18 protein-coding genes and 1 pseudogene are annotated in these 20,228 nt (G+C 45.1%); 12 read left to right on the forward strand and 7 right to left on the reverse strand.

Features of this window, described 5'->3' with window-relative positions; translation table 11 throughout:
* Positions 1–108 precede the first annotated feature (108 nt).
* A complete protein-coding gene (locus RQP52_RS01800) occupies positions 109–954 on the forward strand; it encodes a YitT family protein (protein WP_315950355.1) in 846 nt (281 codons plus the stop codon).
* Here RQP52_RS01800 and RQP52_RS01805 read toward each other — a convergent pair.
* On the reverse strand, positions 951–1,652 hold the full coding sequence (locus tag RQP52_RS01805) for a response regulator transcription factor (RefSeq protein ID WP_315949109.1): 702 nt from the start codon (positions 1,650–1,652) through the stop codon (positions 951–953). The two genes, RQP52_RS01800 and RQP52_RS01805, sit on opposite strands and share 4 nt — an antisense overlap.
* 11 nt (positions 1,653–1,663) lie before the next feature.
* Positions 1,664–3,022: a sensor histidine kinase gene (locus RQP52_RS01810; RefSeq protein WP_315949110.1), complete on the reverse strand. Its 1,359-nt coding sequence runs from the start codon at positions 3,020–3,022 to the stop codon at positions 1,664–1,666.
* Between the two features lie 178 nt (positions 3,023–3,200).
* On the opposite strand from RQP52_RS01810, the gene RQP52_RS01815 reads away from it, so the two are divergent.
* Both RQP52_RS01815 and RQP52_RS01820 read left to right on the forward strand, forming a co-directional pair.
* Positions 3,201–4,073 carry a CPBP family intramembrane glutamic endopeptidase gene (locus RQP52_RS01815; protein WP_315949111.1) on the forward strand — a complete coding sequence of 291 codons (873 nt, stop codon included), beginning with the start codon at positions 3,201–3,203 and terminating at the stop codon, positions 4,071–4,073.
* A 24-nt stretch (positions 4,074–4,097) separates the two neighbouring features.
* On the forward strand, positions 4,098–5,078 hold the full coding sequence (locus RQP52_RS01820) for an aldose 1-epimerase (RefSeq protein ID WP_315949112.1): 981 nt from the start codon (positions 4,098–4,100) through the stop codon (positions 5,076–5,078).
* Between the two features lie 52 nt (positions 5,079–5,130).
* Here RQP52_RS01820 and RQP52_RS01825 read toward each other — a convergent pair whose 3' ends face one another.
* Positions 5,131–5,514: a YmaF family protein gene (locus tag RQP52_RS01825; protein ID WP_315949113.1), complete on the reverse strand. Its 384-nt coding sequence runs from the start codon at positions 5,512–5,514 to the stop codon at positions 5,131–5,133.
* 55 nt (positions 5,515–5,569) lie between these two features.
* Positions 5,570–7,669, reverse strand: a complete 2,100-nt coding sequence (locus tag RQP52_RS01830; RefSeq protein ID WP_315949114.1) for an LTA synthase family protein — start codon at positions 7,667–7,669, stop codon at positions 5,570–5,572.
* 165 nt (positions 7,670–7,834) lie between these two features.
* Between RQP52_RS01830 and RQP52_RS01835 the strand changes: the two are divergent.
* Both RQP52_RS01835 and RQP52_RS01840 read left to right on the forward strand, forming a co-directional pair.
* Positions 7,835–8,113 (forward strand): annotated as a pseudogene (locus RQP52_RS01835) (MFS transporter); the annotation flags it as partial.
* 22 nt (positions 8,114–8,135) lie between these two features.
* A complete protein-coding gene (locus RQP52_RS01840; RefSeq protein ID WP_315949115.1) occupies positions 8,136–9,245 on the forward strand; it encodes an MFS transporter in 1,110 nt (369 codons plus the stop codon).
* A 66-nt stretch (positions 9,246–9,311) separates the two neighbouring features.
* Here RQP52_RS01840 and RQP52_RS01845 read toward each other — a convergent pair whose 3' ends face one another.
* Both RQP52_RS01845 and RQP52_RS01850 read right to left on the reverse strand, forming a co-directional pair.
* Positions 9,312–9,971 (reverse strand): DsbA family oxidoreductase, encoded by a 660-nt coding sequence (locus tag RQP52_RS01845; RefSeq protein WP_315949116.1) that lies wholly within the window; start codon positions 9,969–9,971, stop codon positions 9,312–9,314.
* Positions 9,972–10,036: 65 nt separating this feature from the next.
* Positions 10,037–10,858, reverse strand: coding sequence for an AraC family transcriptional regulator (locus RQP52_RS01850; RefSeq protein ID WP_315949117.1), 822 nt, complete (start codon positions 10,856–10,858; stop codon positions 10,037–10,039).
* Between the two features lie 126 nt (positions 10,859–10,984).
* On the opposite strand from RQP52_RS01850, the gene RQP52_RS01855 reads away from it, so the two are divergent.
* Both RQP52_RS01855 and RQP52_RS01860 read left to right on the forward strand, forming a co-directional pair.
* Entirely contained in the window at positions 10,985–13,012 is a 2,028-nt protein-coding gene (locus RQP52_RS01855) for a beta-galactosidase (RefSeq protein ID WP_315949119.1), read from the forward strand.
* 96 nt (positions 13,013–13,108) lie between these two features.
* Positions 13,109–13,915, forward strand: coding sequence for a pyruvate, water dikinase regulatory protein (locus RQP52_RS01860; protein ID WP_315949120.1), 807 nt, complete (start codon positions 13,109–13,111; stop codon positions 13,913–13,915).
* 515 nt (positions 13,916–14,430) lie between these two features.
* On the opposite strand, the gene RQP52_RS01865 is transcribed toward RQP52_RS01860, so the two are convergent.
* A complete protein-coding gene (locus RQP52_RS01865; protein WP_315949121.1) occupies positions 14,431–14,661 on the reverse strand; it encodes a hypothetical protein in 231 nt (76 codons plus the stop codon).
* 533 nt (positions 14,662–15,194) lie between these two features.
* Here RQP52_RS01865 and RQP52_RS01870 point away from each other — a divergent pair.
* The 5 genes from RQP52_RS01870 (at position 15,195) to RQP52_RS01890 (ending at position 20,198) form a co-directional block, all read left to right on the forward strand.
* Positions 15,195–15,911: a transposase gene (locus tag RQP52_RS01870; protein WP_315949122.1), complete on the forward strand. Its 717-nt coding sequence runs from the start codon at positions 15,195–15,197 to the stop codon at positions 15,909–15,911.
* 92 nt (positions 15,912–16,003) lie between these two features.
* Positions 16,004–16,252 carry a membrane protein insertion efficiency factor YidD gene (gene yidD / locus RQP52_RS01875; RefSeq protein ID WP_315949123.1) on the forward strand — a complete coding sequence of 83 codons (249 nt, stop codon included), beginning with the start codon at positions 16,004–16,006 and terminating at the stop codon, positions 16,250–16,252.
* A 372-nt stretch (positions 16,253–16,624) separates the two neighbouring features.
* Entirely contained in the window at positions 16,625–18,622 is a 1,998-nt protein-coding gene (gene metG, locus RQP52_RS01880; RefSeq protein WP_315949124.1) for a methionine--tRNA ligase, read from the forward strand.
* A 110-nt stretch (positions 18,623–18,732) separates the two neighbouring features.
* Positions 18,733–19,134, forward strand: coding sequence for a hypothetical protein (locus tag RQP52_RS01885; RefSeq protein ID WP_315949125.1), 402 nt, complete (start codon positions 18,733–18,735; stop codon positions 19,132–19,134).
* A 143-nt stretch (positions 19,135–19,277) separates the two neighbouring features.
* Complete coding sequence (locus RQP52_RS01890; protein WP_315949126.1) at positions 19,278–20,198, forward strand: metal ABC transporter substrate-binding protein; 921 nt, start codon at positions 19,278–19,280, stop codon at positions 20,196–20,198.
* The last annotated feature ends 30 nt before the right edge of the window (positions 20,199–20,228 follow it).

Consider the following 20,228-nt stretch of genomic DNA (forward strand, 5'->3'; position numbering starts at 1 on the left):
CGAGAAGATAGTAAGTAGAAAAATGTAAGTGACGAAAGGGGATGAACGATGGCTAAAGAACAGATCGAATTGCAGAAGCGGGCAACGATTAGAGCGCAGCATCGCAGAATGACCAAGACCAGCTTATTGCGGCGCGGTGTCTTTCTATTTATCGGAGCAGCCTTAATGGCTGTCGGACTCGAAATATTTTTGGTCCCTAACAAAATTATTGATGGTGGAATTACCGGGATTTCAATTATTTTGTCATATTTGACCCAAATTCAAGTAGGGATATTCCTTACCTTATTGAATCTTCCATTTCTGTTTATCGGTTATAAAATGATTGGTAAAACATTTGCGTTATCGACATTATTCGCTATTTTGGTGATGTCGGCAGGCACAGCCTTGCTTCACCCGGTTCATGAGCTGACGAATGATCCTTTATTGGCTGCCGTATTTGGTGGGATTATCCTTGGAATTGGCGTAGGGATGGTTATCCGATTCGGGGGATCGCTTGATGGAACAGAAATCATTGCGATTCTGATCTCTAAAAAGATTCCTTTTTCCGTCGGCGAGGTTGTGATGTTTTTCAACGTATTTATTCTAGGCAGTGCAGGTTTTGTATATAGCTGGGATCGTGCGATGTACTCATTAATTGCTTATTTTATCGCTTATAAAATGATTGATGTGACGATCGAGGGTTTTGATGAGTCCAAATCCGTTTGGATCATCAGTGATCGGTTTAGACAGATCGGAGAAGCCATTTTGGACCGGTTGGGTCGCGGTGTTACCTATTTGGAAGGGGAAGGCGGTTTCTCCGGAGACAATAAAAAGGTTATATTCTGTGTCATCACGCGACTGGAGGAGGCGAAGCTGAAATCCATTGTTGATGAACTCGATCCATCGGCATTCCTCGCAGTCGGCAATATCCACGATGTCAAAGGCGGAAGATTTAAAAAGAAAGATATCCACTAATCTTTATCACTATCACTGGTGTGCGTCGAGTTCCCTCGCTCGAACAGTCCTAATTCTCTCATTTTCTGAGCGGCATCCTTGCTGCTTGGACTTCCTAATTTTTTCAAAATATGGCCCACATGAATTTTCACTGTCCGCAGCGAAATGAAAAAACGGCTCGCAATTTCCGTTTGCGTATGGCCTTGATCAATCATTTCCAGTACTTGAAGTTCTGTCGGTGTAATCAGATCACGGGCTTCCTTGACCTTGAATTGATGTTCAAGCCGCTTGAGCCTGCGAAACTCTTCGCGCATTTGCTCGGCTACAGCGGCGTTAATGGACGCTTTCCGAGCATGTGCCCCGCGGATGATTGCCGGCAATTCCTCGAATCTGGATTTGATTTGATAATCGATGGCGCCGGCTTGGAAGGACCGGAAAATGAAGTCCTTTTCCTCCATGGAAGTGAGCATGATGACTTTGGCACCCCAGGCCAAAAGTGCCTGCTCGGCAAGCCCGATGCCTGCAGGTTCATCCTGCAGCATAATGTCCATAAGTACAACGTCAGCATCCGGTTCAGACGCCGTAAAGAGCTCTCTCGCTTCTTCCGCGGTAGAGAGGGTGCGAATGACTTGCAGATCAGGTTGCCGGTCTAGATACGCTTTGAGGCCGCGCAGCCAATCCAGGTCATCCTCAACGATTAATATGCGAATTGGTTCCATCTTGAACCCCCTTAAGTTTGTATTCGGCTGCTTGGAAATGTAAGAAACACACTCGTGCCTTTCCCCGGTGAACTGCTAAGCTCCAATGTTCCTCCATGTTTTTTCATGACGCTATAGCAATAGGCGAGCCCAAGGCCGAAGTTATTGCGGCTGCCGCTTTTCGTCGTATAAAAAGGTTCCAGGACTTGTTTCAAAACATCTTTGTCCATCCCCATACCGTTATCTTTGATTTCCAAGACAATATTTTTCTTCACGTGCAGAGTGCGAATCATCAGTTCGCCATTATGCGGCATGGCTTCAATGGCATTCATCAGCACATTCGTTAAAGTTTCCGCCATTTGGATGCGGTCAATTTGAAGCGTTAAGTTTTCCGCGATGTTCAACTGAACGGCGATATTCGATAGAGAAGGCTGGAGAGGTTGAAGCACCTCATCGATCAGCTCACCGATACGAACAGAAGTGACCCGCAGGGGGAGCTCCTGGGTTTGTTCGTGGACCCTGGAAATCATATCGCGGATATGCTCGGAAGCTCCCATGACAACCTCAATGTCTCGGATGAGCTCCGTTTGATGGGTTTCTTCGGCGTGCTGCTTCATTTTTTCCAGAAACAATCGCATTTTCCCGACATCATTTTTAATGGCATGATTTAATATAGCGGTCCCTGAGGTGATAGCACGCAGTGTCGAGTCCAGCTTACGGCGTTCAATTAAAAGCCTCATCCCGAGGAAGCCGTATTTGAAAAATGTGTAAACGAAAAAAGGTACGACAAAAGCAAGAATCCATACGTGGTACACCCACATCCGGTAATAACCGAAACTTGGCATCACATAGTTCAGTACGCCAACACAGAGAATTGGCGGCAAGAGCGCAAGGCATGTAAACAAATGCGTTCGCTTTAAAGCGGGTAGCCGCTCTGTTTTTATAACAATTAGCACGGAGCCAATGAAAAAATAAGGCACGGCCCATAACGCGACGATGGGGAATGTAATCGGCATTTCCTCTGTGTATCCTGGTGTGAACAGAATGCACGCAATAGCAGGTAGAAGTAATGCGAATGGCAGCCATGTGCGTAAAGCGGGTTTCTGCCATGTCGTATTATAGCTTAGCGAGAGCATAGCGAACGAATAGGGCAAGCCGTAATAAGAAATTAGCGAACAAATCCCCATGAAGCGATAAAGCAAGGCACTAATCGAAGGATTAGGTACAGCTTGTTGAATGTAGGGAATGAAGGTTTCCGATAAAACGGCTGCGAGGGCTCCGAAACCACCTGTAAAAGCGATGGCGCTCATCCAGCGCATGGTGCTTGACCGGGGATCGATCATCACAAGGCCAAGCGCGATAATCCATAAAGCAAATAGAACGAACAGCATGAGTCCTCCGTAGACAAATCCAATATTTCCTCTATTGTGGCACGGAGCCAACAATTGCACAAGAGTTCCTTTGCCGAGGAACTGGCAGGATTTAGGGCCTTTTTCTCGAATAAGTGGGAGAAAGGAGTGAAGCCTCATCGATGTAAAGAAGCGAACGTCCTTATCCATTCTGACCATTTTGGGCAAAGTACTCTTGACCCTTGTTTTCATTGTTGTGATTACGGTCATATTATCGATTGTGGCAGCGGTTATTGCGATTTTGAAGCAGCCGGAGCTGGAGAGGAGCATGGCCGCTGTAGCTGGCGATTCCTTTTTTATTAAGGCAGCTTTGTGGGCGCAAATTATTGGTTTCATAAGCGGCGTGTTTCTCTCGTATGGGATCTTTGAACGACGCAAGGGATGGACACTGGGCTTACAGAGTCGCCATCTTGCAAGACGATTGGGTGAAGGCTTCGTTGCGGGGGCGCTCCTTATCACAGTCTCCTGCTTAAGCATCTGGCTGCTCGGCGGCATTAACGTTCAGTCCAACTCATGGACCGAATCGATGTTTGCCGAATTAGTAAGGGGGTTCTTGTTGTTCATTGGTGTCGCTGTCAATGAAGAATTATTTGCCCGCGGTTATCTGCAGGGACTAGTGAAAGAAAGGTTTGGTACGACGGTTGCCATAACCATCTCGACGCTTGTGTTCGCGTTCCTGCACTCGTTCAATCCTGGGATGTGGAGCACGTCCATGCCGCTATTGAACTTAATTTTGGCAGGATTGTTATTCGGTTTGTCCCGCGAACTTTCAAAAGGTTTGTGGATGCCGATCGGCATGCACATGTCGTGGAACTTTATTCAAGGCTGCATTTTTGGATTTCAGGTTTCTGGCACCCCTATGCCTTCTATTTTCAAAGCCGAAAATCAAGGTAACGTGCTTCTTTCTGGAGGCAGCTTTGGGGCGGAGGGCAGCTTGGTCACCACGATCATTCTAGTAGCGGGAATACTGTTAGTCTTGAGCTATTACGGGCAACTAGACAGAAGACAGATCTACAAGAAAAGCTTATCGTAAGCATAAACAAAGGAGGATTTAATAATGTCACGTTATGAACTTATCCATAGTGAATGGGACGGGGAGTCGACGCTTCGCCTCGTCGACCACGAAGCCCAGGCAACGGCCGAAATCATTCCGGCCGTTGGACTGCACCTGTTCCGCTTCGATGTGCGGAACCATGCCTACATCGCGAAGCCAGCCAGCGTCGCTGAGCTTCGCGTCAAGTCTTCGCGCTACGGCGTGCCCATTCTGTTCCCGCCGGGGCGCGTCAAGCAAGCGGCCTTCACCTTCGAAGGCCGCGAATACCGGCTCCCCGCTAACCGGGAGCCCGATCACTCTCACGGCGAGCTGCGCGAGCGGCCGTGGAAGGTCGTTGCCAGCGGCGCGGATGCGGCTGGCGGGGCTTATGTCTCCGCGGAGTTCAATATCGCGGAGCACCCGGACGTGCTGGCGTATTTTCCACACGCCGCATGCTTTCGCTTCACGTACCGGCTGAAGGACGGTACGCTGTCACTCAGCGGTGAAATCGCCAATGAGAGCGGCAGCACGATGCCGCTCTCACTTGGCTTTCACCCGTACTTCGCTTACGCGGACGGCGAAGCGAGCCGCGTGAAGGTGTTGATCCCTGCGGCGGCAGAGTGGCCGCTAAGCGCAGATGGCTACGCCGCAGGCGAGCCTGCACCATCGCCGCTCACCGCGGCGCTTCAGCAAGGCGAGCTCGTTACGGCGCTGCCGAGTTATCCAGGCGGCTCGCAGATGCTCAGCATCGAGCCGGGCCCTCAGACCTGCGAGATTCAGTATGAAGCTCGCGGAACCAAGCTTGTGTTCAACATGGGCGACAAGTTTCCCATTCATGTTCTGTTCACAGCGCCATGGACGAGTGCCGTATCTCTGGAGCCATACACGAGCATCATGAACGTGTTCAACGAATCTTTTGCACCCGAAATATCCGGTTCACTTGGCTTGGCGGCAGGAGAGACATTCACTTTCGAGTGGTCCATTCAGATCCAAACATTAAAATAATACAGAAAGAGTCAAGTGGAAGCCCTGCAGCTTCTGAACTTGACTCTTTTTTTCACCAAGGTTCATAGCCAAAACCAGCGGTAGAATACCCGGAATAGCTATGCTGATGCAGTTCAGTAATCAGTCCCGTCTTTTGGGCGGAGATTTTAAGTGCACCTCCTCTAGATGTGTTATATGCATTAAGTTCTACGACTCCCTCTAAAAAATGGATATGCGTGCCGTTTTGCAGCGGAATGGCAGGACCTGTCGTACCAAAATAATTATGGTAATGCCCATATCGAATGCCGGTAATCCCTTGGTATTGGTGAACATGGCCATCATAAGCCGTGCCATTCACATTAAAGGTATATAAGCGTAATAAATGATTATGGTCGAGAGTCATGGATGAAATGGCCTTGAAAAAATGAACGTGAGCAGGCGGGACATAACTGGACAAACGCAAAACCCCCTTGATGCAGGATATGGTTCATCCTATTCCAAGAGGGCTATCGTCATGACTGCGGTAGCGGGTATAGAGGTGATTGGCCAATTTTCATCTTCTTATCGTCATAAACCCGCACTTCGACCTGATGAGGCTTGTCGTTATCGAGGATCGGATTCTCTTTATCCGTTAGATCAACATACAAGCTATCTTCACCATCAAAGTTAGATTTAAACAACTTATCATCGATATACACATTGCAGGAAGAATAAAATGGCTTGCCCACAACCTGAAGTTTATTTCCGCTGCGATTTAACTTAGTAATAACTGGATCTCCATACCCTAACACATATCCTGGCTGAACAATTGTGTCTTTGAAACCTTTGGCTTCATACCCGTAACGGCCGCCAAATAAATTGTCATATTGAAGCTTCATATAGTCACTAAGGTCGCTTGCTTTAATGTTATATTTTTCCCACATGTCATTTGGCGGTATGACCGGAATCTTCTGCGATAAATTATACAGATAATCAGTGTAGTAACTGCCTTTAACACCAGCCATGTGAAGGAGTTTGGGACCAAGGAACGAAGGACTCATCTTGAGATTCAACTGTTCTTGGTCTGCAGGAAGGAAATTGTTCCATATCAAAAATGGCGTATAGTGAGTTTTTGTATAGAGATCAGGATCATTGGGAAGAACATACTTCGCATCGCGGTACACTTTGTAATCATCTTCAAAAAAAGGAAAGTGGTCGCCGAAAAATAGCAAAATGGTAGGCTCAGATTTTCTGGAGTAATAATCCACCAAGGACTGAAGCGCTTTGTCAGTTCCCGAAATACCCTGAGCATACGTTTCCAAAATACCTTTGGATTCCGAGCTAATATCTCCCGTCACTTCAATCGTGTTTTTGGTGAACTTCCCTGGCTTGTAAGGATGATGATTTTCCATCGTGTTTGCAAAAATAAAATCAGGTCCCGCGCTTTTTTCAGTTTCCTCAATAATCTTCTTCACGACAGCCCGATCCGCATAGTTCGGCCCTTCAAAATCATTTGGGAAATACTCGCTGGAAATAAACCGCGAAAATCCAAAATCCATATACACCTTACGACTGTCAAAAAAATAGCTGAAGAAAGGGTTGATAGAAGTAGCAGTATACCCTTGTCTAGTCATGATACTGGCCAATGAATCAACGCCATGATTCATATACTGGATATAAGGCAATATTTTATCAGGAGATTTGCCGAAAAACCGCATCGAATTACCGGATAGCACTTCGAACTCTACGTTTGCCGTGCTGCCGCCGAATTGGGGAGACATCATCCAGCCGCTTGTGTACGTTTTTTGAAGCTGATGCAGGTTCGGGATTGGATCACGGCTAAACGTTACGTTTTTCATAAGTGTTGGATCCCAGAATGATTCTCCAAGCATCACGATGATATTTGGTTTTTTATCACCAGCAGCCGGTTTCTCTGGAATTTTGGCTAAAATGCTTTCTATCGCTTTTTTGCTGTAACCATCCGGTTTGGCTACATTCAGAAAACCTAACATCTGCACAGATGAATAGAGGTATCCATTCTCATCATAGGTGATTGTTTGATCCCAAGGGACCGTGTATATCCCGTAAATATTCATGAATGGAATTGGCTTGTCCATATAAAGGCTCGTCGCCATTACGATGGCAACCACAGCATAGACACTGCGTTCTATCCATGTAAATCGGATATGCTGGCGGCGCAGCGCCAAATGAAATAACAAAGCGAGCAATACGAGAAAGAGCGCGACAACTCCGAGTATTCGAAGATTGAGATACCCTTTCAAAAAGGGCACGTACGCCACAATTTGATTGTTAAAATAAAGATCCCATGGGTAATAAGGGGCTCCTATTGCCTTTAATTTACTTCCGCTAATTGCACCTAGCGGTAAAAGTGCAGCGCAAAGCAGCCAGAAGGATAAGCGGCTTTTGCCGGTAATAGCAATAAGAAAGAGATACAAAGTTCCCACTACAAAGTAGGCAAGAACCATGGATAGAGGGTGGTTCGTCACCCATTTGTGGAGTTCTTCATACGAGCCGCGATCTAAATATTCGACCATAATCATAAGGAAAAAAGGCAAAATCACAATCATCATACGTGAGGGCAGCTGCTTGAGCCATTGAAGTAAAGTCGTCATTTAAGTAACTCCTGTTCGATTAATGCAAGTCCATTCGTTCATTATCTTATATCTTGATCAAAGAGGGAAGATATCCCTTGACAGATCAAACTATAACAATTATCATTACAGTTAATTGTAATCTGGATAATTACAGATAACTGGAGAAAAGTGGAGGTGAAAACCATGCAACACGTTGCTTCTGCAACTGAGGTGGCACAAGAGAAGGTTATAGATGCCAAAAAGGCTGTGCCATGGATTATTTTTCTGATCTTTTTTGCTGTATTAAACGAAACGGTTTTCAACGTTTCAACCCCCGAAATCGCTAAGCAGTACGGCATTACGCCAACAGGGGTTAGCTGGGTGCTCACGACATTTATCATCTTTTTCGGGATTGGGTCCGTTATATATGGACGGTTATCCGATATTTTTTCTTTGAAAAAGCTGATTGTTGCCGGAATCCTCATCTATAGTATTGGATCTGCACTTGGCTTTGTGCTTCAGGCTTGGTATCCCGCGGTCATCTTTTGCGCGCGCCGTGCAAGGTGCAGGAGCCTCAGCCATTCCAGCGCTCGTTATGGTCGTTGTTGCACGTTACTTTTCACCTACGGATCGAGGAAAAGTTTTCGGGCTTTTAACTTCCACTGTTTCCTTTGCTATCGCCGTAGGGCCTGTAGTGGGTGGATTTGTTTCCTCGTCACTCCACTGGACGTACTTGTTCGTCATTCCTTTGTTTACTCTGATTTCAATCCCGTTTTTTAATCAGATTTTACCTGAGGAAAAACGGAAAGAAGGCAGTGTAGACATCTTGGGAGCGGCGCTCGTTGCATTTTCTGTCGCTGGCATTATCGTCTACTTATCTTTCCCTCATTGGTACTATTTGGCCGCGAGTTTAGCGCTATTCATTTGGTTTATTTCTCATATTCTTAAAGCCAAAGATCCTTTTATTGAACCGTCTCTATTCCGAAACAAACTGCTGCGTGGCGGTTTAATCGTTGGATTCCTCGTATTTTGCACTGTCATGGGCATTATGTTCGTCATTCCGCTCATGTTAGCCAAAGTGAACGATCTAGGCACGAGCACAATTGGGCTAATTTTGTTCCCAGGGGCCATGTGTGCCGTTATTTTTGGTACAATTGGCGGGAATTTAGCGGACAAAAAGGGCAATAACTTTGTCGTGTTTATTGGCCTTGGGCTTTTAGTGATCAGCCTTGTGGCAATTGCGTTATTGGTTGGTCATACCCCATGGTTCATTTCTGCGGCGCTTCTTCCTACTTATGTCGGCTTCTCCTTCGTGCAAACGGCTCTGGCGAACCGTGTATCCTTGACGCTGAGTGTGAGTGAAACCGGAGTGGGCATGGGACTTTTCAACCTAATTAGTTTTATTTCAGGGGCTGTAGGAACGGCACTTGTCGCCAAATTGTTGGATGGCGGTATGATGGACTTTTATAAGAATCCTGTTCTGAATTCTGTAGCAGCAATTCCTTACAGTAATCTTCTCATCATTTTTGCGGCAGTGATCATCGTTAGTGGTTTGTTTTACTTGCGAATATTCACTAAAAAAGCAGCAGGAGAAACGTCAGAAGCAGCAGCTTAAAATCGCAATTAAAAAAACCGACCGCTTTTCCTGGAGAAAAGCGAGTCGGTTTTTTGTTGTACAGTTTTATGATTCGGTTTCATTTTCATTTTCGTCAGGTTGCTCGGCGCTAATCTGCTCTATGGCCTGAAGGAGTGTTGCGGATGGCTGTGCGCCGGTAAGCGCATATTTTCGGTTAATTACAAAAAATGGAACGCCGGTAACACCAGCTTGCCTAGCGAACTCTAAATCATCTTCAACCTGTTCCAGACCTTCTTTCGCGTCCAAAAGAGATCTGGTTTTCTCGCGGTCCATACCAAGCTGTTCCGCTACGGTTAGAAGTTCATCCAAGTTGCCAACGTCTTTGCCATCTTCAAAATAAGCTTTAAATAATGCGTCTACGACTGGTTTTTTTAACTCTTTTGGTGAAATTGCAATCAGTTGGTGAGCTTTTAGCGTATTCGGCATTTTCTCAACTTTGGAGAAGTCAAAATGCAAACCGGAGGCTTTGCCTGCTTGAGTGACCTGCTGCAGCATACCGTTCAATCGATCTTCGTCTGCGCGCATCTTTTGGTGCATAAGCTCGCGGAACGGAGAACCTTCTGTTGGTGTATACGGATCTAGTTGAAAGGCACGATAGTGAACTTCAACCGGTTCCGCTGTAAAATTAGCTAGGGCATCTTCCAAATTCTTTTTGCCGATACGGCACCAAGGACAAACAATGTCTTCAAAAATTTCTATGATCATAAAAAACTCATACTCCTTCGATGAAAAAATAGTTACTATATTTTCATTATATACGATTAGGTTCGTTAATTCATCTGTCTGAACTTTTCCGGTGTCAGTCCGACGTGCTTGCGAAAGCTGGCTACAAAGTGACTCGTATCACGGAACCCAACGTACTTAGCCACATCCTTGACTGTTTTTGCAGGCTGGTGAATGAGGATTTCTTTGGATTTACGAAGTCTCATTCGAATTAGATAGGAGTAAGGCGAGAGCCCGAAAGCGTGCTGAAACAATGTGTTCATATGCCGTGGTGTAATAGCTAAGATTTCAGCCATTTCTTCAAGACTTGTATCAGGGTTATGATAATGAATTTCAAGCCACATCAGCAAAGGTTGTAAAAGGGCAATTTGATTACGAATTGAGGTGCGGTTATTGACCTGACCATGTTTTTTAAGTTGGATGAAAAAATGATATAAATCGGCTGAGGCGTCATACCCAGAGTATTCGGAGCCTGCGTCCATATTTGTTATTATTTGACCAATTACCGTATTCATCGGACCACTCAAATCCCATCTGTAAACAGCAGATTCCAAGAGATCTAAAGTGCCTAGGATGGCTTCTATGCAAGCTCCGCCAAAGGTGACATACTGCGTGCACCATAATTCCGTAACGGCATAATAAGAATGCGGAACCCCCGGAAGCATAAAAACACCTGTTCCCTCAGGAAGTAAATATTTTTTGCCATCCAGGACGAACTCTCCTTCACCAGCATAGGTTTGAAGCCAATGATAACTGGGGAAGCCCTCGGGTCTAACCAATTTTTCCTGATCCTCATGATGTCCAATACTCTCAATAAAGATTGGAAACGGTTGCGCATTTGAAGGCGTTAATTCATATCTTTTGTGCATAGTTGAGTTCACCTGTTCCATTTTATTATATGAGTATGTAAAAATATTATATTTTAAGATGAAAAATAATCCAATACAATGGACTTATTCTTATATTTATTTATCCAATTTGATGAGGTGGCAGTTATGATCAATGAGAAACTCCCCAAGATTTGGTACGGCGGAGACTACAATCCCGAACAATGGGATAAAGAAATCATGGATGAAGATCTACGCATGTTTAAGCTTGCGGGAATTGATGTAGCGACAGTTAATGTTTTTTCGTGGGCGAGATTGCAAAAGAATGAGGATACATACGACTTTGAATGGTTAGATGAAATCATAGACAAGCTTTATAAGAACGGGACTTATGTTTGCTTAGCCACAAGCACGGGGGCACATCCTGCTTGGATGGCGCGTAACTATCCGGACGTTCTCCGTGTTGATTTTGAAGGAAGGAAGCGTAAATTTGGCGGGAGACACAACTCTTGCCCAAACAGCCCTACATATCGTAAGTACTCTACGCTCCTCGCTGAGAAGCTGGCAGAACGCTATAAAAACCACCCTGCGGTCTTAATTTGGCACATTTCAAATGAATATGGCGGGTATTGTTACTGTGAGCAATGCGCAGACGGTTTCCGCAGTTGGCTTCAAGAACGCTATAAGACACTTGAAACATTAAATAAAGTTTGGAATACAAGCTTCTGGGGTCATACCTTTTATGAGTGGGAAGAAATCGTTTCTCCAAATGCTTTGTCAGAAGAATGGGGGGTGGACAACACCAATTTCCAAGGCATTTCGCTAGATTATCGGAGATACATGTCTGATAGCATGCTAGAGTGTTATAAGCTTGAATACAACGCTATCAAAAAACATACGCCTGATCTTCCAATCACCACTAATTTAATGGGATTATACAAAGAACTGGATTATTTTAAATGGGCCAAACATTTGGATGTGATTTCTTGGGATAACTATCCTTCCTTGGACACACCGATCAGCTTGACGGCTATGACACATGACCTTATGCGGGGTTTAAAACAAGGACAACCCTTCATGCTGATGGAACAAACGCCAAGCCAGCAAAATTGGCAGCCCTACAACTCGCTCAAACGTCCAGGCGTAATGAAACTTTGGAGCTATCAAGCAGTGGCCCGCGGTGCGGATACCGTCATGTTCTTTCAACTTCGAAGATCAGTCGGAGCATGTGAAAAATACCACGGTGCCGTCATCGAGCATGCCGGTCACGAGAATACGCGGGTATTCCGCGAATGTGCGGAACTAGGGGCTGAACTGCAAATACTTTCAGATAAGCTGCTGGATACCAGAGTCGAAGCTAAAGTAGCTATCGTATTTGATTGGGAAAACCGTTGGGCAGTCGAACTTTCCAGCGGGCCAACCGTTGCACTGAAATATGTGAATGAAGTCCATAAGTACTACGACGCGCTTTTCCAGCAAAACATCCAAGTTGATATGATAGGTGTTGAAACCGATCTATCTAGCTATGACATCGTCATTGCACCAGTTCTCTACATGGTAAAAAAGGGCTATGCAAAACGAGTCGAAGACTTTGTACACGCAGGTGGGACATTCCTCACCACATTCTTCAGCGGCATCGTCAATGAGAATGATATCGTCACCTTAGGCGGTTATCCTGGTGAGTTACGCAAAGTACTTGGGATTTGGGCGGAAGAAATCGATGCTTTGTTCCCAAGCCAGTCCAACCAAATCGTCATGAGTGAGCAGTGGGGAGAACTGAAGGGCGACCACCCATGCGGCATACTTTGTGACCTAATCCATTCGGAAGGCGCGGAGATCAAAGCCGTTTATGGCAGCGACTTTTATTCAGGAATGCCTGCTCTGACCGTAAACACATACGGCTCTGGCCAAGCTTGGTATGTAGCTACTAGTCCAGAACCTTCATTTTTACAAGGGCTCATTCGCAACCTGTGTCAGCACAAAGGAATTATTCCGCCTGTAGCTCCTGTTGCAGGTGTGGAGATATCCATGAGAACTCGAGATTCGGACACCTATATGTTCCTTCTGAATCATAATGATCATGAGGAAACAGTGGATCTAGGAGATCTCAAAGCAACAAATATGATAACCAATCACCAGGAAGAAAACACCATCGATCTCCCAGCAAAAGCAGTTATCATTCTAAAAACACAATAGCCATTAGCGAAAAACCTCTGTCGCTTTAAAGGATAGAGGTTTTTTTGCATTTTTGGTATAATTTCACGTATAGTAGGTTCAAAGGGGAGGTGCAGAGTGACCGAACAACAGCAGCTGTTTATTTGCTCAGATTCAATTGGAGAAACCGCCGATGCCGTTGCCAGAGCTACCGTTCGTCAATTCAATTCCGAACAGATGAGAATTAAACGTTACGGTCATATCAGCCAACAAAGTGAAATCGTTCAAATGCTGCAGGAAGCAGCTGCAGCCGGGGGCTTTGTAGCCTATACATTCGTGCAGCCTGAGCTTCGCGAAACCATGAAAAATGAAGCGCAACGCCTCGGTGTGCGAACCGTTGATATAATGGGACCGATGTTGGAAGCATATTCAGAAACGTATGGACACCTACCGAAGCGCAAACCGGGTTTACTTCACGAAATGGACGCCGATTACTTCCGCAGAGTAGATGCGATCGAATTTGCCGTCAAATACGACGACGGCAAAGATAACCGCGGTATGCTTCAGGCCGAAGTTGTCCTTATCGGAGTTTCACGTACATCCAAGACACCGTTAAGTATTTACCTAGCGCACAAAGGGATTAAATCTGCTAATCTTCCTATCATCCCAGAAATAAAGCTACCACCGGAACTTTTCAAAATCCCAAGCAAACGCATCATCGGCCTCACCATGGACGCCAACCAAATCCTGCAAATTCGTCTCGAACGCCTCAAAGCCGTCGGCCTCCCGGATGGTTCCCAATACGCCACCTTCCGCCGCATCCAAGAAGAACTCGACTATGCCGAGTCCATTATGAAGCAGCTTGGCTGCCCGGTCATCAACGTCACTAACAAAGCAATCGAAGAAACAGCAGGAATTATCCTAGATCTTGTTTCATTCAGATAAATGAAATCCTTCTCCATAAACGATGCCCAATGAACCCTAACCGTTCAGAGGCATCTTTTTTACATTCAGCCTAACGTAAGCAGCGTACCAAAAAAACCAAGAACACAAACACCTCAATCTACCCACACCCATATCCCCACATACACGCACACCCATAATTCCTCTCACGCACCTCAAGCGCATACCACGCCAACGTACCAGTTTGCAATTACCCCAGCCCTCCAAACATACCTGAACAACAGAAAGCAACGACATCCACAACAAAGCTCTTCTAAACGCATACCGCATCAACGTACCAGTTCGCACCTTACCCAGCTAGCCAAGCATACCCGACCAACAGATAGCTCCAATATCCACAACAACACGCTTCTAAGCGCACACCGCACCAACGTACCAGTTTGCACCTTGCCCTAGTCCTAGAACATACCCAGCCAACAGCTAGCACATAGATACACAACAACAACGCTCTTTCTAAACGCATACCACACCAACGTACCAGTTCGCACCTTACCCAGCTAGCCAAGCATACCCGACCAACAGATAGCACCAACATACCAATTCGCACCTAACCCCAGCCCTCCAAGCATACCCGACCAACAGATAGCACCAACATACCAGTTCGCACCTAACCCCAGCCCTCCAAGCATACCCGACCAACAGATAGCACCAACATACCAGTTCGCACCTAACCCCAGCCCTCCCAAGCATACCCGACCAACAGATAGCACCAACATACCAGTTCGCACCTAACCCCAGCCCTCCCAAGCATACCCGACCAACAGATAGCACCGACATCCAAACCAACGCTCTTCTAAACGCATATCACATCAACGTACCAGTTCGCACTTTACCAGCTACTAATCAACACTCGACTGAGGTGTATACAGCACAAACCTCCCAATCTGTACTGAACCCGCTTTCATATTTAGACCAGCCCAACACTACTGCGCCAAACTACTGTCTAACATCCGCATCGGCAATGAACCCTTACCTACGTCTGCGACCTTGCCTGCTCTGATTGACGACTCCGTATAACTTGATACAGCAAAATCTGTCGTATCTACAACAAGGTATTTTATTTTGAATTAACCTGTTTTTAGTTATGGATATGAGCACAACCTATACAGTACTTTTACTACTTTTGCATATATCACAGAATCTGTGTTTCGCCGACTTATCCTCTTGAAATCTGAAGGGCAAAATAAAAAGAACTTCCAATTCGAACATATGTTTGATATAATAGAAACAAGAACAAATGTTCTTTTTGCGAGGTGAGAAGATGGAACAGCAATTTATGGATCTGAGCTCATACACATTTCGTTCGGAAGAAGAATGTGAGGAGTTTTTATTGAAAATGCGTTGGGCAAATGGGTTTTGCTGTCCGCGTTGCGACCATAACGAGGCTTTCAAGATTCGAACACGTAAATTGCTAGAATGCAAAGAGTGTAGAATGCAGGTTTCTTTAACTGCGGGGACACTCATGCATAAATCGAAGCTTCCATTATTACTATGGTTCCAAGCCATTCAATTTTTATTTAAAGAGGGAGTAGAATGTACCGCAAGCATACTATCTCATGCTTTTGAGATTAATTATAGAAGCGCGCAATTATTGTTAAATAAAATTCAGTTTGCATTCGAGTATACTCAGAATAGAACTAAATTACTTAATAAACTTGAATTATCTAACCACGAATCACAAAAATCTGTTAATCTTTCACCCACCGATGATCCTCGCCCATGTGCGCCGACTCCACTGACTCCAAAAAATCCTTCAGCTCAAGATCTACATGCTTATCTTGCATCCAAATTAAACAGACTAAACACGAAGTTAACGATTTATAATAATCATTACAGCACTTCGCAACTAGGTAGATATATCAAAGATCAATTTAATGGCAAGCATGATCGTGAAAGTCTTTTAATTAAGTGGATCAAAATGGCAATTTCTAATTATTTTTATCCTACGTTTCTTAAGTGTTTTCACATTCCTGAGTAAGAATAATGTACGATTTGACCCCATTCTGTTTTTCAGGCATGATGGTAGAGTATCATGTACAATTAACTTTGGGTGAGGGAGAGAAACATCATATGAAAAGGACGCTGCAAGCTCCTATTCATTTCTATAGGAAGTTCATTTCGCCGTTAAAGCCGCCAACCTGTCGATTCTATCCCACATGTTCGCAGTATGCATTGGAAGCAATTGAAGTGCATGGTCCTCTAAAAGGATCATGGCTGTCTATGAAGCGGATTTGTAAATGCCATCCATTTCATCCTGGAGGGATTGATCATGTGCCTCCGCGGGCGGAAAAATTAATTCATAACGATCAGTCGGCTTGACAGGTGGCTCTTTTTTTCGATATATTTGCCTTAAGATGTTATATATGGATTCGATGAACGGATAAGTACAGACGGAAGCCTATGAACAGAGAGCCGGGAAAGGTGAAAGCCGGCATAGGAGTAAGTTTGGAAGATGGTCCTGGAGAATAAGCCTTCGAGCGGCTCAGACTGCGTACTAGAAATAATAATGCGCAAGGTTGGGAGTAAGCTGGCTTCGTGTCCCAGCGTTAATGGGCAAGTCGTTATAGACTTACTGAGCCCCGAGCTTGTGAAAGGCGGGGGAAACTGGGTGGTACCGCGTGAGTTCAGCTCTCGTCCCAAGATGGATGAGGGTTTTTTGTGTTTTCTACATTTTGCTAGGAGGAATTCTGGATGACAACGAAATCAAAAACGTTTTACATCACGACGCCCATTTATTATCCAAGTGATAAGCTGCACATCGGTCATGCCTACTCAACGGTGGCGGGCGACGCTATGGCACGCTACAAAAGACTTCGCGGCTTTGATGTAAGGTACTTGACGGGGACAGACGAACATGGACAAAAAATTGAACGTAAAGCACAAGAAAAAGGAACAACGCCACAGGAGTTTGTAGATGGTATTGTTGCTGGAATTAAGGACCTGTGGAGCAAGCTCGACATTTCTTATGACGATTTCATCCGTACTACAGAAACTCGCCATAAGGATGCGGTTGGCAAGATTTTTCAAAGATTGCTTGATCAAGGGGATATTTACTTAGGGGAGTACGAAGGTTGGTATTGTATTCCGGATGAGTCATTTTTCCCAGAGAGCAAGCTCGTGGATGGGAAATGTCCTGATTGTGGGCGTCCTGTTGAGAAAATGAAGGAGCAAACCTATTTTTTCCGGATGAGCAAATATGCTGACCGTTTGGTGCAGTATTATGAAGAAAATCCAGAGTTTATTCAGCCAGAGTCCCGCAAAAATGAGATGCTTAACAATTTCATTAAGCCAGGACTGGAGGATTTAGCTGTTTCTCGTACAACGTTTGATTGGGGGATCAAAGTCCCTGGGGATCCTAAGCATGTGATTTACGTGTGGATTGATGCTCTTTCAAACTATATTACAGCACTTGGATACGGTTCGGATGATACGAGTAATTTTGATAAGTATTGGCCTGCCGATGTTCACTTAATGAGTAAAGAGATTGTTCGTTTCCATACTATCTATTGGCCGATTATGTTGATGGCGCTTGACCTGCCGCTGCCGAAGAAAGTTTTCGCTCATGGCTGGCTGTTAATGAAAGATGGCAAAATGTCAAAGTCCAAAGGGAATGTTGTTGATCCAGTGACTTTGATTGATCGTTATGGGTTGGACGCGCTTCGTTATTACTTGATGCGCGAAGTGCCTTTCGGGGCTGACGGAACGTTCACGCCGGAAAGTTTTGTAGAGCGGGTCAACCATGACCTCGCCAATGATTTGGGGAATCTGCTTAACCGTACGATCGTCATGATCGATAAGTATTTTGCAGGCACGATTCCCGCGTATGTGCCAGGGGCTACCGAATTCGACGACAGTCTCTTGGAGACTGTTCAAACGACGGTAGCGAAGTATGAAGAAGCAATGGAAAAAATGGAGTTTTCCATTGCGCTTTCCGCGGTGTGGCAGCTGATTAGCCGCACGAACAAATACATCGACGAGACTCAGCCATGGTCGATGGTCAAGGATGAAGCCAAGCGTGAAACACTTGGCTCCGTCATGTATGTGCTGGCCGAATCTCAGCGCATTTCGTCGGTACTGCTGCGTCCGTTCATGACGAAGACGCCGCAACTGATTTGGCAGCAGCTTGGCTTAGCTGCCGAGGATCTGCCGCGCTTAACCGCATGGGAAAGCGTGCAATCATTCGGGCATCTCCCGGCGGGTACAACCGTTCAAAAGGGAGAGCCTATGTTCCCGAGATTGGACGCTCCGGCTGAGGTCGCGTACATCGTTGAAGCTATGGGCGGAGGAGCGGCAAACGCCGCCGATGAAGTGAAAGAAGCAGCACCTGCGGCTGTTGCTTCAACTGTGCCCGCGCCAGAACCAAAGGAGGAAATCGGAATTGACGATTTCGCCAAGGTGGAGCTGCGCGTAGCTCAAGTATTATCGGCGGAGCCTGTGAAAGGCGCCGATAAGCTTCTAAAACTGCAGCTCGATCTTGGATACGAGCAGCGTCAGGTTGTTTCGGGCATTGCGAAGTTTTACACGCCCGAGGAACTTGCTGGACGCAAAGTTATTTGCGTCACCAATCTTAAACCGGCCAAGCTGCGCGGCGAGCTGTCGCAAGGAATGATTCTCGCGGCTTCACACGGGGACCAGCTGACGCTGGCCACGGTTCCGGATTCTATGCCTAACGGCGCGATAGTAAAATAATCAAGAAACCACCCTTTCCCTATTTTTTCATAGGTCAAGGGTGTTTTTTATCGTATGGGGGTTCATCTAAGTGGGGTACTCTAAGGGAAACTAACCACGGAGTGATATAGATGAGAGCGAGAAATTTCTTTAAGTTGATCTGTATTTCGGTGATGGTTCTTGTTTTAACGTCTTGTTCTATTTTTGGCGGAGGTTCGGATAAAAAGAAAGAGGAAGAGAAAGCAAAAAAAGAATCTAAGTCCAAGGCGTCGAGCACAAAAAAAGAGGATGATAGTGTAATTAATCAGGAGTTAAAAAAACAATATGAGATGTACAATGAGATTATTCAATATAAGGTAAAGCAAGAGAATAAGCTAATTAAGCAGTCGGAAGAGCGATATAAGAAATTGAAAGAGGAAAGCAACAAAAAAACGGAATCCAAATCTGAAGACGGAGCCGATAAGGAAGATAAAAGCTCATCTAAAGAAGATTCTGACAGTTCAAAGCAGAAGGACGACCAAGGGAAGCAGTAATTGAATTAAGTCCATGCTGTGACATTTCACAGCAGGGCTTTTTATTTTGCCTCCAAGATGTATTGACTTCAAGTAGGGGGACTCGTATAATCAATTCGTTAATAAAAATTATTACGATTTAGAACGCGAGTGGAGTGAGGATTATGATACGTTCGAAATGGATTATGTTCATAACCGTCATGGTTATTTTATCTGTTATATTGGCTGGATGCGGTACTGCTGCAAGTTCAAAAGCTAAGCTTGTTGAAGGAAAGGTTAATGTAGTAACGAGTTTTTATCCTTTATATGAGTTTACTAAGGCAATTGGTGGAGAATATGTGAATGCCATTAACCTGGTTCCGGCTGGAGTCGAGCCCCACGATTGGTCTCCGAAGAGCAGGGATATCAAAAATATGACGCAAGCACAAGTTTTCGTATATCAAGGTGCTGGGTTTGAAGGTTGGGTGAAAGATTTTCTGGGAAGTCTATCACCGGATTCAACTTTAAAAGTAGTAGAAGCAAGTAATGGGGCAAATTTAATAAAAACCTCTGAAAATAAAGAGGAATTTGACCCACATGCGTGGCTTAGCCCGTTAAATGCTGTGAAAATGGCTAATAATATTAAAACGGCACTGATTAGTGCAGATCCGGCTCATAAGGCTGCCTTCGAGCAAAATTATGCGAACTATGCTGCCAAATTAACAGATCTAGATGCTCGTTACAAAAAAGAGCTGGGGCAAACTTCGAAAAAGGAAATTGCTGTTTCTCATCAGGCGTTTGCTTATTTGTGCAGAGATTATGGTTTAACGCAATTATCCATTATGGGTCTATCGCCTGATGCCGAGCCAACCGCTCAGGATCTTAAAAATATGAATGAATACATCAAAGCACACAACTTGAAATATATATTCTTTGAAGAGCTTGTATCCGACAAGTTGGCGAAGACGTTAGCCAAAGATGCCAAGGTAGATACGATGGTGTTGAATCCTCTTGAAGGATTAACGGAAGCGCAAGTTAACGCTGGTGAGGATTATATCTCGATCATGGACAAAAATTTGAAAAATTTAGTGACTGCCTTACAATAAAAGGGTAGTTCATTATGAGTCAGGGGTTAT

Origin of the sequence: Paenibacillus violae (assembly GCF_032461945.1) — a bacterium.
Taxonomy (GTDB): domain Bacteria; phylum Bacillota; class Bacilli; order Paenibacillales; family NBRC-103111; genus Paenibacillus_E; species Paenibacillus_E violae.